Annotated in this window: 12 protein-coding genes and 1 pseudogene; 4 read left to right on the top strand and 9 right to left on the bottom strand. The window is 58.7% G+C overall.

The features are described from left to right. Nucleotides 1-5: 5 nt before the first annotated feature. Both fahA and hmgA read right to left on the bottom strand, forming a co-directional pair. Complete coding sequence (gene fahA, locus E3Z29_RS07220; RefSeq protein ID WP_134785459.1) at nt 6-1,310, bottom strand: fumarylacetoacetase; 1,305 nt, start codon at nt 1,308-1,310, stop codon at nt 6-8. Between the two features lie 3 nt (nt 1,311-1,313). Further along, nucleotides 1,314-2,618, bottom strand: a pseudogene (hmgA, locus tag E3Z29_RS07215) (homogentisate 1,2-dioxygenase). A gap of 165 nt (nt 2,619-2,783) precedes the next feature. On the opposite strand from hmgA, the gene E3Z29_RS07210 reads away from it, so the two are divergent. Then, the gene (locus E3Z29_RS07210) at nt 2,784-3,569 is read left to right on the top strand and encodes an IclR family transcriptional regulator (protein ID WP_097090409.1); all 786 of its coding nucleotides are present in this window, start codon (nt 2,784-2,786) and stop codon (nt 3,567-3,569) included. Nucleotides 3,570-3,600: 31 nt separating this feature from the next. Here E3Z29_RS07210 and E3Z29_RS07205 read toward each other — a convergent pair whose 3' ends face one another. The 6 genes from E3Z29_RS07205 to E3Z29_RS07180 form a co-directional block, all read right to left on the bottom strand. Continuing rightward, nucleotides 3,601-7,083, bottom strand: coding sequence for a dermonecrotic toxin domain-containing protein (locus tag E3Z29_RS07205; RefSeq protein WP_134785458.1), 3,483 nt, complete (start codon nt 7,081-7,083; stop codon nt 3,601-3,603). A 601-nt stretch (nt 7,084-7,684) separates the two neighbouring features. Beyond that, entirely contained in the window at nt 7,685-8,596 is a 912-nt protein-coding gene (locus tag E3Z29_RS07200; protein WP_134785457.1) for an SDR family oxidoreductase, read from the bottom strand. Nucleotides 8,597-8,797: 201 nt separating this feature from the next. Next, nucleotides 8,798-9,700 (bottom strand): alpha/beta fold hydrolase, encoded by a 903-nt coding sequence (locus E3Z29_RS07195; protein WP_134785456.1) that lies wholly within the window; start codon nt 9,698-9,700, stop codon nt 8,798-8,800. Then, a complete protein-coding gene (locus E3Z29_RS07190) occupies nt 9,700-10,482 on the bottom strand; it encodes a class II aldolase/adducin family protein (RefSeq protein WP_096795378.1) in 783 nt (260 codons plus the stop codon). The genes E3Z29_RS07195 and E3Z29_RS07190 overlap by 1 nt, the downstream gene beginning before the upstream one ends. Before the next feature lie 131 nt (nt 10,483-10,613). Beyond that, nucleotides 10,614-11,300 (bottom strand): LrgB family protein, encoded by a 687-nt coding sequence (locus tag E3Z29_RS07185; protein WP_097090405.1) that lies wholly within the window; start codon nt 11,298-11,300, stop codon nt 10,614-10,616. Further along, nucleotides 11,290-11,676 carry a CidA/LrgA family protein gene (locus tag E3Z29_RS07180; RefSeq protein ID WP_027610876.1) on the bottom strand — a complete coding sequence of 129 codons (387 nt, stop codon included), beginning with the start codon at nt 11,674-11,676 and terminating at the stop codon, nt 11,290-11,292. The genes E3Z29_RS07185 and E3Z29_RS07180 overlap by 11 nt, the downstream gene beginning before the upstream one ends. Before the next feature lie 92 nt (nt 11,677-11,768). On the opposite strand from E3Z29_RS07180, the gene E3Z29_RS07175 reads away from it, so the two are divergent. Next, complete coding sequence (locus tag E3Z29_RS07175) at nt 11,769-12,656, top strand: LysR family transcriptional regulator (RefSeq protein WP_134785455.1); 888 nt, start codon at nt 11,769-11,771, stop codon at nt 12,654-12,656. Here E3Z29_RS07175 and E3Z29_RS07170 read toward each other — a convergent pair. Next, nucleotides 12,646-13,101, bottom strand: coding sequence for a flavodoxin (locus E3Z29_RS07170; RefSeq protein WP_134785454.1), 456 nt, complete (start codon nt 13,099-13,101; stop codon nt 12,646-12,648). The two genes, E3Z29_RS07175 and E3Z29_RS07170, sit on opposite strands and share 11 nt — an antisense overlap. 152 nt (nt 13,102-13,253) lie before the next feature. On the opposite strand from E3Z29_RS07170, the gene E3Z29_RS07165 reads away from it, so the two are divergent. Continuing rightward, entirely contained in the window at nt 13,254-13,730 is a 477-nt protein-coding gene (locus tag E3Z29_RS07165; protein WP_095139534.1) for a PAS domain-containing protein, read from the top strand. 55 nt (nt 13,731-13,785) lie between these two features. Further along, nucleotides 13,786-14,391 carry a hypothetical protein gene (locus tag E3Z29_RS07160; RefSeq protein ID WP_027610872.1) on the top strand — a complete coding sequence of 202 codons (606 nt, stop codon included), beginning with the start codon at nt 13,786-13,788 and terminating at the stop codon, nt 14,389-14,391.

Raw genomic sequence — 14,391 nt, 5'->3', positions numbered from 1 at the left:
TCCTGTCAGCGCGCCGCCAGCACTTTGCCGCGGCATTCGCCGAAGCCGATCGAGGCAAAACCGTCACGGGCGCAGCGCGCACGCAGAATGATTTCGTCGCCGTCTTCGAGGAATTTGCGCACTTCGCCGGAGGCCAGTTCGATCGGCTTTTTACCGCCCTCGGTGATTTCCAGCAGGCTGCCGAACTGACCGCTTTGCGGACCGGACAAGGTGCCCGAACCGAACAAGTCACCGGCCTGCAACTGGCAGCCGTTGACGCTGTGGTGCGCGACCATTTGTGCGACGGTCCAGTACATGTAGCGAGTGTTGCTCAGGGTCAGGCGATGGGCTGGCAGATTCTGTTCGCGCATGGCTTCGGTGAGCAGCAGCACTTCCAGTTCGATGTCGAAGGCGCCGCCATCTTGATCACGTTTGTCGAACAGGTATGGCAGCGGCTGCGGATCACCTTCCGGGCGCGCAGGTTGTGCCATACGGAATGGCTCCAGCGCTTCGGCCGTCACCACCCATGGCGAAACACTGGTGATAAAACTCTTGGAGAGGAACGGGCCCAGCGGCTGGTATTCCCATGCCTGGATATCGCGGGCCGACCAGTCGTTGAGCAGACAGAAACCGGCGATGTGTTCGGCGGCGTCACCGATGGCGATCGGCTCGCCCATGTCGTTGCCCTGACCGATCCAGATGCCCAGTTCCAGTTCGTAGTCCAGACGGGCGCAAGGGCCAAAAGTCGGCTCGCTGGCACCGGCTGGCAGGGTCTGGCCTTTCGGGCGGCGCACGTCGGTGCCGGAGGCGCGCACGGTGGAGGCGCGACCGTGATAACCGATCGGCACGTGCTTGTAGTTAGGCAGCAGCGGGTTGTCCGGGCGGAACAGTTTGCCGACGTTCTGCGCGTGCTCGATGCCCACGTAGAAGTCGGTGTAATCGCTGATGCGTGCCGGCAGGTGCATCTGACAATCAGCAGCCAGTGGCAGCAGTTTTGCGCCTTGGGCTTCGATGGCGCCGCGATGAGTGCTGCCCTCGCCGAACAATTCCAGCAAGCGGCTGCGCAAGGCTACGCGGGCTTCACGACCGAGGTCGAAGAAGGCGTTCAGCAGACCGCCGTGCATGGCTTCGACCGCGCTGCGTGCCGGGCCGTCGAACAGGCCGGCTTCAAGCGCCACCTGCAGATCGAAAATATGTTCACCGATCGCCACGCCCGCGCGCGGCGCCGAGCCGCCAGTGCTGAACACGCCCAGCGGCAGGTTCTGCAGCGGGAAATCCGCGTGGCCATTGGCCGAAGCAACCCAGCTGCGGGTGATGGAAGTCTGAGTCATGGGTTATCTCCGGGTCGGGTCGAACGTGGCGGGCAGCGTGGCCCAGCAGGCGTCGTATGTGGATTGCAGTTGCGGGCAGTCGAGGGCGAAGCGGCTTGGGCGCAGCACCTGACTGGTCTCGAACATGAAGGCCATGGTGTTATCGATCTTCGCCGGTTTGAGTTCCGCGTTGATCGCTTTGGTGCAGGTTTCGCCATCCGGGCCGTGGGCGCTCATGCAGCTGTGCAGCGAGGCACCGCCGGGCACGAACCCTTCAGCCTTGGCGTCGTATTCGCCCTGGATCAGGCCCATGAATTCGTTCATCAGGTTGCGATGGAACCACGGCGGACGGAAGGTGTTCTCGGCGACCATCCAGCGTGGCGGGAAGATCACGAAGTCGAGGTTGGCCAGACCGTGCACGCTGGTCGGCGAGGTCAGCACGGTGAAGATCGACGGATCCGGGTGATCGAAGCTCACGGTGCCGATGGTGTTGAAACGGCGCAGATCATATTTGTACGGCACGTTGTTGCCGTGCCAGGCCACCACGTTCAGCGGCGAATGATCGAGCTCGGTGCCCCACACCTGGCCGAGGAATTTCTGCACCAGCGTGGTCGGCTGCTGCAGGTTTTCGTAGGCGGCGACCGGGGCGAGGAAGTCCCGCGGATTGGCCAGACCGTTGCTGCCGATCGGCCCCAGATCCGGCAGGCGCAGCGGCGCGCCGTGGTTCTCGGCAACGTAACCGCGCGCCTGCGGATCAAGCAGCTCGACGCGGAATTTCAGGCCACGCGGCAGCACAGCAATTTCCAGCGGCGCGACTTCGAGCACGCCGAGTTCAGTGGCAATTCGCAGCCGCCCCAGTTGCGGCACCAGCAGCAGTTCGCCGTCGGCGTTGTAAAACACCCGCTCCATCGAACGGTTGGCGGTTTAGTTATAGATGCTGATGCCGGCTGGTTTTTCCGCCGCCGAATTGGCCACCATGCCGACCAGACCGTCGATGAAATCAGTCGGCTCGGCCGGGATATCCAGAGGATTCCAGCGCAGGCGATTGGGCGTCACTTCACCCAACGGGCCGCCGGCCAGTTGCCGCTCCAGTTTGACGAACGCCGGGTGATTGGCCGACGGCTGGATCCGGTACATCCAGGTACGCCGGGATTCACTGCGGGTCATGGTAAACGCAGTGCCGGAGAGCAATTCGGTATAGAGGCCGTACGGGGCTTTTTGCGGGGAGTTCTGGCCGATGGGCAAGGCGCCGGGCAACGCTTCACTGCTGAATTCGTTGCCGAAACCGGACTGGTACGCCAGCTCCGACGCGTTTGAATCGAGGTTCATGGAGCCTCCTGAACAGGGAGTCGGCAGTGGCCCATCGCTCTGGCTCAGAGCTTTGCGCACGCCGGGGTTGTTATTATCGTAATTCGATTACGCATAACGTAATTTGCTCGCTATCCAGCGTCAAGCTATAAAGACGCCCATTCGTTTTCGGATCCCGGCCGCACCATGGAAAAAACCAGCGACAGCAACGGCAAACAGAAAGTCCGCTCCGCCGAGGTCGGCACCGACATCCTCAAGGCGTTGGCCGAGTTGTCGCCCTCTACCTCACTGTCGCGTCTGGCCGAACATGTGCAGATGCCGGCAAGCAAGGTGCACCGCTATCTCCAGGCACTGATCGCCAGCGGTTTTGCCGAGCAGAATGCCGCCACCAACCACTACGGCCTCGGCCGTGAAGCGTTGCGTGTAGGCCTGGCAGCCCTGAACAGTATGGACGTGCTGAAAGTCGCCGCCCTGCCCCTGTCCGAGCTGCGCGACGAATTGAATGAAACCTGCTTTCTGGCGGTGTGGGGCAATCAGGGCGCGACCGTGGTGCACATCGAACCGGCGGTGCGCGCGGTGACGGTGGTGACGCAACTGGGTTCGGTGTTGCCGTTACTCAGCTCGTCCACCGGGCTGGTGTTCAGTGCCTTTCTGCCGCATCGGGAAACCGATGAGTTGCGCGCGCAGGAAATCGCCGTCGCCGGCCATCCACTGGCCGATCAAAATGCCTACAGCGGTTTGTGCGAGCAGATCCGTGAACGCGGTCTGCATCATGTGCACGGCTTGTTGATGCCAGGTGTGGACGCGTTGTCAGCCCCGGTGTTCAACGCAGTCGGGCAGATAGCGGCAGTGCTGACCATCGTCGGCCCGACTTCACTGTTCCACGCTGATGAAGACGGCCCGGCGGCGCAGCGGTTACTGGCGGCGTCGCGGGCCGTGAGCTGGCGAATGGGGTATGAGCAAGCCGGTTGAGTCAGGCGATCTCCAGGCGCCAGCCCGGGGATCAGCGCACGATGGTCTGGCTGATGCTGGTTGCCCGATCCTTCATCAATTCAGTGAAGAAATCGATCAACTGTTGATCTGCCGCTTTATGACCCGCCGCCTCGGCGACGAATTGCGCCGCCGACCGTGCATCATCGACCAGACCGAGAAACGATCGTTGAACGTTGGTCACCTGCTTGATCACCTCTGCGCTCGCACCGGCTGTGGCCGCCTGGCCGAGCGTAAATAGTCCGATCAACGCGTCCGCGCCGTATCCCAGTGCCGCCGAGTAGTCACCGCGCCGTTGCGCCTGTGCTCCGTCGTAGACACTTTTCATCATCTGCACCGCAACGGCCACGGAGCCAATAGGCGGCACGGCGAGACTGATGACATTCACCACTTTGATCAGGCCATCGTAAACCAGTCCCGCGATAACCTCCTTCAAACTGGTGGTTCGCTCATCGATATCGCTCAATGCGCGACGCACTCTCCGATCATGGAACGTGAAGAGGTTGTTCAACTTGGCGCGTTCTTGCGTCTTGACCGGAGGCAGAGGTTTCCCGCTCGCGGCAAGATCGTCAAAATAATCATTGATTACTTTTTGATCGACGATTGCAACCCGGTCAAAGTAGTAATCGCGCATCGGTCCGTATTGGAAACGAATGGATGGAATGAAATCGTTGATGGGTCGATAGGCAACGCCATCCGGCGCATCGGGCGTATATAACCAGTCGTGGAACTGGCCGAGAATGTTCATCCGCAGGATGTAGACACCCGCAACCGTACGATCCCTCGACTTGGTCAAGCCTGTTTTCCCGATATTGAATTCGTAAAGACCTTCATCACCTTCTGCGGACGAATCATTGATCGGGTAGTGATAGACATCCTCTTTCAAATTCCCGACAACCCGTTGTAGCGCTAAAAAAATGTCAGACCCAAACCTGCCATCGATGTAGTTGGAGAGCAGATCGTAATGCATCTGACAGCGAATTTTTTTTGCGTGAACGGCGCGCTTGAATGCATAGCCAGGATGCTTCCCGTCCAGATAGTCGGTATTGAGCATTTCCGTATACCTGTCGCCAGGACGGAATGTTTTCGATAACGAGGACAGATCGCGAATATCCAGCTGATCGACTGCCGGATGGCCACCCGTCAAAAAATACCTCGGGTCATACTTGCTCGGATATGCCGGATTGGCAGCTTCAAACGACAGCCCTTCGATGAGCAGATCCGTTACGCTTTTCTGAAAATCGTCAGTCTGGACAATAATCTGATCCGGACTGATCTCGACATTTCGTCCTCGCGAACGCAACAGGCTTTCAAGGTTCTGCTTTACCGCATCATGGGTAAAGCGTTCGAAAGAAGGGAACGCATTGTCCCTTGCCTCTACGGTGGAGAGCGCTTTCAGTTCGGTATTCAATCGAGCGTAACGTTTGCGCGGCTCAATCCCGAGGTAGCGGTAAGGCGCAGGCGCAATGGTCTTGTGTAACGCCAGTTCAGACTGATAAGCGACTTTGACGTCATTGAGCAACGGCGCGGTGCCATTGGGGAAAAGGTCCGGGTATTGGGTATCCAGCTTATATAGATAATGGGTGGAGTGACGGCTGGCACCGCGCAACGATCCGGCATCGTGCAAATAGTCCGGATGAATCAATGACGCCGCGTATTGACGATCAGCGGTCATGGCCGATTCAAACCATTTGTTCAGAGCGAATGCATCCGCAAACGTCATGAAAACAGACTTGCCTGCAGGTGTTATCAGATAAACAAGATAGTTCCGAGTCTCCGGTGCCTGAAAAACCATCACACCTTTCAAGGCGGGCCCCGGGATCTGCAGGCTCAGTTTCAATCCGCGGATAGACACCGACGAGTCACCTGCCAGCGCCCTTTCGATTACCTTCGCTTCGGTTTCACTGAAGACGCCCGAATGGCGCGCAACGAAAAGCGCGAACTCGATGTTGCTGTGCAAGTGGTCGCGATACGCCTGTGCAAACTCCGGCGATGGATCAGCCGGAAGACTGGATACAAACTGCGAGCGCACGTTGATGTTGTTCAACCATTGCTCAAGTGCAGCAGCGGACAGCTTGCTGCCGGGCGGCATCCCGGTGAGGCTGATTTCGGCTTTATACCCCTCGTCATGCAGACCGAAGATGATGAATTCCGTCAGGGTCCGGTTATCGACCTGCTCTAGGGTGCGGCCCCCCAGTTGCATCTTGTGGACGCTGCGCACCTTTATCGTCTCGGCTTCCAGTTGCTCACCCAACGCGCTCATCGCCCACTCGGAAAAACAACGCAAGACATAATCTTTAAACGAGAAACACCTGTCGAAAACCACCTGGTAGTCAGAGTGATATTTCTCCATCGAGTGCTCAAGCTCGACGTAACGCTGCTGAAGAGTGTTACCACCGTTCTTCAGCCAGAGTGGCCATTCGGTCCGCTTGAGTTCTGCCTGCACTTGATCGAATCGACGACCGATGTCAGCACGCATCACCGACAACATCTGATTGTCCTGCAATACCCGGCTGAACGCTCGAGTCTGGCCCTTGCGATCGCGCATCAGACTTGCAAGCGTCTCAAGTTGTCCCTTCAAGTAAGCGTCGACACAATGAGCGGACACACTTTGCGTGGCTTTAGGGAAAGCGATTTTGCTACCGGACGCCGATACACGCGCCAGCAGCGTTGCATGCACCTCGAGATTCCTGGCGAAGTATTCAAAGCCGTTGCCTGGCGTGTGAATGACATAACCGGTGGGCTCATTGAGCAGTTTCATTTGCGGATCCGCCCGCATCGCATTATCGAGGACAAACCCCGGAATAAGCGAAGTGCGAGAGTCGGATTCAGGACTCACCACAACGTTATAAGCGCCGGCGCCGTTTTCCAGGTTCAACAAATAGCAATAGCGCGTCGCCATGCCGTGATCCAGAAATCCCGCCATGGCTTTTAAAGAAAGCTCCGCTGTCAGCACAACGTTATAAGCCTGCTGCAAGGCCTGTTTATTTGTCAGCCCGGTCTTTTCAGTTGTTGCGACTTTTACGGGTGCCGCCCAATACTTGGCCATCTCCGAACGCAGGCTGCTTTCCAGATTTCGCAGCGTATAAGTAATAACCTCCTCAGCCTCGATAATACTGAAGCCTTTGACTCTCATCTGTTCGCCAACGGTATCGGGCAGGTGAAAGACACCGTCCCCGCCGCCAGCCAGATAGCTCGGCAGCACATTATTATCAAGACAATGAAGCAATACCTCAGAGAGTTTCCCCGAAGGACGACGTTCAATCTCATTGGACTGATCGGTGATATTGATATAAACATTATCAATATCGATATTCTTCTGCCGCTGCTGCAATTCTTGCTGCAATGCCTGCCGAGCAATCTGCCGAACTGTCGGGATCGCCTCAACAATAGCGAACAAATCATTCTGCGCGGCAGCGGCCTTTACCCACTCAGCCCTCCAGGTTACTTCTGCACCTTCAGAACCTCGCATCAAACTTTTGTATAACTTATCCATATTCAAGTCCTATCCTTCAAGTTCAGTGAACACAACCCCGCATCACTGCGATAGCGAAAGATAGTTTTATTTTTAACAAACAAGAAGCGCCAGTTCATTTCAACAAATATAGATTACAAGGTATTAACCGAAACAAAAAAACCACCTGTGAAAAATGACAAATTCACAGACAAATAATCCGCACAAAACTTTATACAAAGTCACTAACTCAACCATCCAGAATAGACAGCGAAGCGATATATTTCCGGGCGCGAACACTTTGCGCAGTCCGTGCAGGATCCTGTGGCGCGATCAAGACTGTTGCACGCCCCGTAACAGTGCATGTCCGGAATCGCTATTTTTCCTTCGGGTTCAAGTGCTTATTCTGAGCGGGCTTTCAGGCAGACGCCGCAAAGCACCAAGCCTTGGCTGCTGAGCAACTCGCGCCAGCGCTGACCGATTTCAGATGAGTCGATGCTTCGATTGATCGCCCCGGTGTTCACTGACGTTGATTTGTAGCTCCTTGATCCAACGTCTTACCTTGGCCGCTGCGTTTGCAGCGGCCTTTTTTATGGGCGAAGGCTTTACCGGCGGGATCGGTATTTGCGGGGCGTGGCAAACGTTACAGCGAATACTTCTGCAAATTCGCCATCATTTCCTTCAGCGCTTCAATGTTGTCCTTCGGATGCGCCGCGCCTTCGAAATCGCAGATCTGCTGCCAGTGCGCCGCGACATCTTCCGGGGAGAAGCCGCTGCGGGGATCGAAGCCAGCACCGAGGCTGCGTTCCCAGCGCACCTTGCCCATCCAGCCGCCACCGACTTCAAACAGGCCGGACGTTTCCTGGCACTGTTCACTGGCCAGGTACACCACCAGCGGGCTGACCAGTTCCGGTTTGAGCTGTTCGAACACATGCGGCGGGATCAGGCCTTCGGTCATGCGCGTGCCGCCGGTAGGCGCGATGGCATTGACCAGAATATTGTTCTTGCGACCTTCGATGGCCAGGGTACGGGTCAGGCCGTAGAGGCCGAGTTTGGCCATACCGTAGTTGGACTGGCCGAAGTTGCCGTAGATGCCCGAGGTCGAGGCGGTGAAGATCACCCGGCCGTAGTTTTGCTCGCGCAAGTGCGGCCAGGCGGCCCGGGTCACTTTGTAGGCGCCCTCGACGTGGACGCGATAGACAAGATCCCAGTCGGCGTCGTCCATCTTGTGAAAGGTCTTGTCGCGCAGAATCCCGGCGTTGTTCACCACCACGTCGACGCGGCCAAACGCATCGAGAGCGTTCTGTACCAGTTTGTCGCCGTCGGTGACCGAGTCGTGGTTGGCCTCGGCGATGCCGCCGGCTTCGCGAATTTCCGCCACCACACGGTCGGCGGCGGAAGCGTTGGCCCCTTCGCCCTGGGTCGAGCCGCCGAGGTCGTTGACCAGCACTTTGGCGCCGTGCCGGGCGAACAGCAACGCGTGCGCCCGACCCAAGCCACCACCGGCACCGGTGACGATCACGACTTTATCTTCGAAACGTACGGATTCATTCATCGCAGGAACTCCAGCAGGCCAGTATTGAGTCCGAGTGTCAGGCACAGGGCTTTGGGTCACAACGAATACGGCTGAGGCTGAATGGTGCGCGATAAGGGTGAGGGATGATGAGGGCGTCAAAAGATCAAAAGATCGCAGCCTGCGGCAGCTCCTACAGAAGATCGGTGTAGGAGCTGCCGCAGGCTGCGATCTTTTGATCTTTCAGGAGCACGCGACCTTGCGCGGCGGCAACTCCAGGCGCTCACGAAACGCCAGGTAATGCTTGAGCACCTGCACCGGCGCTTCGATCTGCGGATAGTGGCCGATACCTGACAGTAGCACCGTATCGGCGTCGGCAATCAGTTCGCGGTAACGTTCGACCATGTGCGCACCGGAAACCGGGTCAACTTCGCCATCAATCACCCGTAGCGGGATTTCATCACGCTGCATGGCCGCCACCCAGCGGTCGCGCTGCACACGGCGCTCGGGGATGTAGCCGATCAGTTTGTGCAGGATGCGCGGCCCGCGATGGGTCTCGATCAGACTCCAGAAATCATCCAGTTCACTTTCGCTGGGGCCGGTCTGCGGGCCGAAGATCTGGCGGAAACTTTTCACCAGTGCATCACGGCTGAACGCCCGTCCGATCATCCAGCCCAGCGGGCTGAGCAGCAGCTTTTGCATCAGCACAGGACGATGGGTTTCGGGGAACAGCCCGCCATTGAGAAAGACGCAACTGGCGACCTCGATCCGGTTTTCGTAATGCCGGGCGAGCAATTCCTGGGCAACGCTGTCGCCGTAATCGTGGGCCAGCACATGCACCGCTTGCTCGACCTGAAGATGCGCCAGCAGCGCCTGTTGCAAGTCGGCCTGTTCCAGCAGGCTGTAGCGGTGGTTCAACGGTTTGGCCGAGTCACCGAAACCGAGCATGTCACAGGCGATCACCCGGTAGCGCTGGGCCAGAGGCTGCCACAGGTAGTGCCAGTCCCAACTGGCCGTCGGGAAACCGTGGATCAGCAGCAGCGGCTCACCCTGCCCCGCCGTCCAGTAACGGATCGACTGGCCGCGGAAGACAAACGTCCGGCTGCGTTTGCGCCAGACACACAGAGGAATCTCGGCAAGAGGCATCAGAGTTTATATCCGGGGTCTTGTTTATCGAGTTTGCGCAGCAACGCCGGCCAGGCCAGCGCGCCGCCCATGCCTTGAGCACTTTTGGTGACGCCGGCGATCATCGCTTTGGCGCCCGCCAGGATCTGCGGTTCGATGGCAATCAGTTCAGCAGCGCCGGTTTGCGCCATGACCTGAATATCGCAGGCGCGCTGGAAGGTGAACATCATCAGAAAGGTGTCGGCGATGGTGCCGCCACAGGTCAGCAGACCGTGGTTGTGCAGCATCAGGAAATTGTTCTCGCCCAGGTCGGCTTGCAAGCGCGCCTTCTCTTCATGATTCAGCGCCACGCCTTCATAGGCGTGATAGGCCAGGCTCGACAGCACGAACAGCGATTGCTGGCTGATCGGCAACACACCCTGTTTTTGCGCTGAAACGGCTACACCGGACGCGGTGTGGGTATGCAGCACACAAACCACATCGTGCCTTACCTCGTGCACGGCGCTGTGGATGGTGTAACCGGCGGGATTGATTTCGTAGGGACTGTCCATGAGCTTGTGGCCGGCCTGATCGACTTTGACCAGGCTCGACGCGGTGATCTCATGGAACATCAACCCGAACGGGTTGATCAGGAAGTCTTCGGTGCCCGGGACCTTGGCCGAGATGTGGGTGAAGATCAGGTCATCCCAGCCATGTAGCGCAACCAGCCGATAACAGGCGGCGAGATCGACCCGGGTCTGCCATTCCGCGGCACTGACCTGGTCTTTGACATCAAGGGACAATTGGACGGGGGCTACGCTCACTGTATGCACCTCTGCGTTCTTATTGTTCTGCACGTACGAGCAGTCTAGTCAGGCGCAGAGGATCGCGTAGTTGCATTGCCAGCCAGCTTGATGACTGAGCGGGTCAGCCAGGCAAACTCCTTGGATCCATGTCAAAGCAACGACGCCAACAAAGGCGCGGCGAACAGATTGAGCAGCCCGGTCAGCACCATCACCAGCCCCGCCACCGAGCCTTCCTCACCCCCCACTTCATGCGCCCGACTGACGCCTGCGCCGTGCGCGCCAACCCCGAACAACGCGCCGCGCGCCAACGCACTGCGCAACGGCAGCCACTTGAGCAATACGCCGCCGAGCATCGCGCCGAACACGCCGGTAAACATCACGAACACGGCAGTCAGTTCCGGCACGCCACCGAGATCCTGCGCCAGCGGCATGGCGAATGGCGTGGTGATCGAACGCGGCACCAGCGACATCGTCACCGAGCTATCCAGCGCCAGCGCTCTGGCCAGGCCGAACGACGTAGCGATCGACGCCGCGCTGCCGGCAAGCATGCCCAGCAACAGCGCTGACCAGTGCCGCACCAGCAGACGCCGCTGCTGCCAGATCGGTACGGCGAAGGCCACCGTCACCGGCCCGAGCACCAGCATCAACCAATGGGTATTGCTGGCGTATTCGGCATAGGCGGTGTGCAACGGCACCGCGAGCGCAAGCAACAGCGCCGGCACCAGGATCAACGGCGACAGCAAATAACGCCCGGTGCGCCGGTAAATCCAGCGACTGAACAGGTACGCCAACAGCGTAAAGGCGAGCCAGAACATCGGCATCCATTCAAGCTTCATGGGACCGCCTCAGGCGCACGGCCAGCTCCACGGTGAAGGCTGTCACCAGCATCACCATCAGGGTGCTGGCGCCGATCACCAGCAAAATCCGCCAGCCGTCATCGCGCAACAGCGCGCCGTAGTCGAGCAGACTCATCAGCGCCGGAATAAAGAACAGCAGCATCTCGGCCATCAGCAATCCGGCCCCCAGTTGCAGCGCCGCCGGTTTGACCCAGCCAAACGCGAATGCCAGCAGCAACAGGGCCATGCCGATCACGCCGCCGGGAATCGGCCAGGCCAGCCACGCGGCGATCTGGCAGCCGAGCAGGTAGAGACCGAGCAACACGGCCAGTTCTGCGAATAGACGGGACAGGTATTTGAGGGATGCGGCGTTCATGATGGGCTCCTTACTGGCTTATTTTACGAAGCGGCCTGTCATCCCAGAAGCGAATTGTTAGACTCAGCCCTATTCCACAATAGAATCGGATGATGGAATTCAAACAGCTGCGCAGTTTTGTCGAAGTCATGCATCAGGGCGGCTTCACCCAAGCGGCGAAAACCCTGCACATCAGCCAATCGGCAGTGAGCAAGCAAGTCGCGCAACTGGAGCAGAGCCTCGGCACGCCGTTGCTCGAACGACTCGGCTCGCAATTGCGCCTGACCGCCGCGGGCAGCGTGGTGCTGCAGCGCGCCGAGGGCATGTTGCGCCTGCGCAATGAATTGCTCAGCGAACTGGATGATCTGAGCCAACTGGCGCGCGGCGAATTGCGCCTCGGTCTGCCGCTGTTGGGTAGTGATGCGCTGTTCGCCGGGTTGTTCGCCGAGTATCGCCGGCGCTATCCGAACATCAGCATTCAATTGCTTGAGGGTGGCAGCCGCAATGTCGAGCAAGCGGTGCTCAGCGGCGAACTGGAGTTAGGCGGGAGCCTGCTGCCGAAAGATCCGCAGTTCGATTTCCAGCCGTTCTGCGATGAGAAACTCGATGCGTTATTGCCGGTGGATCATCCGTTGGCGGGGCGCGGCGAGATTGGCCTTGAGGAATTGGCCGACACGCCGTTCCTGTTGTATCAGCGCAGCTTCGTGCTCAATGACCGTTTACTGCAGGCCTGCCAGCAACTGGGCTTTACCCCGAAAGAAGGCGGGCGCAGCGGGCAGGCGGATTTTCTCGTGGCACTGGTGGCCGCCGGGCAAGGCGTGGTGCTGCTGCCCAGCGTGGTGGCCCGGGCACTGGAGCGTCCGGGCGTGGTGCGCCTGACCTTGCGCGCGCCAGATTATTTGCGCTGGGACATCGCCTTCATCTGGCGCCAGGGCGCCTATCTGTCGAAAGCCGCGCAGGCCTGGCTGGCTCTGCTGCGTGAGCGCGCGATCAGCCCTTGAGCGTGTCGATCAATTGCGCCAGCCATGGCTCGGCGTCGGTTTCCGGGGTCACACTTTCGCTGGCGTCCAGACGCAGCATCTCCTGCACTTCGCGCACGCTCAGTTCGGCGAACAATTCACGCATCAGTTCGCCGCCGCCACAGAACGTGTCGCCGTAACTGGCATCACCCAAGCCGATCACCGCGCCCGGCAAACCGCGCCACGCGGCTGGCAACTGGTCGCGAATCGCCGAATACAACGGCTGCAGGTTATCCGGCAACTCGCCCATGCCAGTGGTAGACGTCACCGCGAGAAACGCTTCAGGTGCGAACGCCTGGATATCCGCCAGGCTGGCGCGCGGGTTGTAGAAGGTTTCAAAACCGGCGTCTTTCAGCAGGTTCTGCGCGTGACGGGCGACTTCTTCGGCCGTGCCGTAAACCGAGCCGGAGAGGATGGCGACTTTCATCAATCTGATCCTGAAGCTGAAAAAAAGAGCGGCGATAGTAGCAGTCCGACGCAAAAGCCGCGATCCAGCCCCGATTCGCCGTGATAGCCAGTAGACAGCGGCGTTGGAACTTCTAGAATGCCAGCCATTATCGACACTGAAAGGATTCATTGATGATCAACGCCAGCCTGCTGCAAATGGTGATCAACGCGTCGAACGACGGGATCGTCGTCGCTGAGAAGGAAGGCGAGCAGGACAACATCCTGATCTATGTGAACCCGGCCTTCGAACGTCTGACCGGTTACAGCAGCGAAGAAATTCTTTATCAGGACTGCCGCTTTCTGCAATCCGGTGATCGTGATCAGGCAAGCCTGGAAAGGATTCGCGAAGTGCTGCGCAACGGTGGCGCTTGTCGCGAAACATTGCGCAACTATCGCAAGGACGGCACGCCTTTCTGGAATGAACTGTCGCTATCGACGGTAAAAAACGCCGATGACGGCCAGACCTATTTCGTTGGCGTGCAGAAAGACGTCACGGTTCAGGTCAAGGCGCAGCAACGCGTAATTCAGCTGGAGGCAGAGGTTGCAGCACTGCAAGCAGAGCTGAAAGCGTTGAAAGCGACGAACGGCGCAAACAAATCTGCGAACTAAGTGTCATTAACTACAATCACCAATGACTTTGTAACTATATCTTTCGAGCCAGGCCATGCAACGCGACGCCCTCCTGACCCAGGATGAGCTGGATTTCATCCAGACCATGCAGCACAACCCGCAGCTCAATGTGCGGGATGCGACGTCGAGCCTGCTGGTCAATGGTGGTTCGCAGATCCGTGACCTGCTCACGCGCCTGGCGGCTCACGAGCAAGTGACCATCCAGGCCAACTTCGAAAATCAGCAAATGACCTTCCCGCTGCATCTGGTGGAAGACGAATTCCACGCGTTGCACCTGCGTCTGGGCGTGCCGAGCATTTACGAAGACGGGCCGATGATTCGCCCATGGCGCCTGACCCTCGAAGAGCCGGTCGCGCTGGAAAACGCAAAAGGGCAGCCAGGCATGATGTGGGTGCACGAGGTGTCGCACAAAGGCGTGCTGCTGGAAATGCGCAACAAGACCAAACCGCCCAAGCATTTCGCCCTGTGGTTCAGCCCTTCAGGTTATGAGCGGATTTCCCTGCGCGGCAATTTCGAGCGCGAAACCGAGCACGGTTTTTACGCCTACGAGCTGAGCCAGACCGATGCCGATGAAACCGAACGCCTGCGCCAGTTCATCCTGCAACAACACCGTCTGACCCACCCCGCCCTGCACACCTGA

The sequence above is a fragment of the Pseudomonas sp. S150 genome, assembly GCF_004526365.1.
GTDB classification, from domain to species: domain Bacteria; phylum Pseudomonadota; class Gammaproteobacteria; order Pseudomonadales; family Pseudomonadaceae; genus Aquipseudomonas; species Aquipseudomonas putida_A.
The sequence above is the reverse complement of the archived record's forward strand: the minus strand, read 5'-3'. Positions and strand labels throughout refer to the sequence as shown.